Source organism: Allomuricauda sp. TY007, assembly GCF_010468565.1.
Taxonomy (GTDB): domain Bacteria; phylum Bacteroidota; class Bacteroidia; order Flavobacteriales; family Flavobacteriaceae; genus Flagellimonas.
The window spans coordinates 1-501 of sequence record NZ_WUEG01000060.1 but is presented as its reverse complement, the minus strand read 5'-3'; the positions used below and the strand labels follow the sequence as shown (position 1 = coordinate 501).

Sequence of the window (501 nt, the reverse complement as noted above, 5' to 3'; positions counted from 1 at the left end):
TCGGGCAATCTTCCTATTATTATAGCAATAGATTTGTATAGTTGCTTTCTATTGTCTAACAGCTTGTTATTCTGTAGCATCAAATCTATGGCAGCCTGACTTGCTTCTTGTGAAGAGAGCATACCATTTCCAATCGAATCAAACCTTTCCTTAACCATCTTCGCAGCAGGCAAAATTACCTCAGCACTGGAGTCAGAAGATACGCTGGAATCTTCTGGTGGGACTAATAACTGTGTACAATCCATTTTTCTCATGAGCATTTCGGTAGCTCTCTTCTTGTCTTTCTCGGGCAATCTTCCTATTATTATAGCAATAGATTTGTATAGTTGCTTTCTATTGTCTAACAGCTTGTTATTCTGTAGCATCAAATCTATGGCAGCCTGACTTGCTTCTTGTGAAGAGAGCATACCATTTCCAATCGAATCAAACCTTTCCTTAACCATCTTCGCAGCAGGCAAAATTACCTCAGCACTGGAGTCAGAAGATACGCTGGAATCTTCT

General features: G+C 39.9%; 1 protein-coding gene. It reads right to left on the bottom strand.

All coding sequences use genetic code 11. The features are described from left to right. Positions 1-501 (bottom strand): hypothetical protein (locus GO009_RS18035; protein ID WP_163627976.1); only part of this gene is annotated, 501 nt, incomplete at both ends.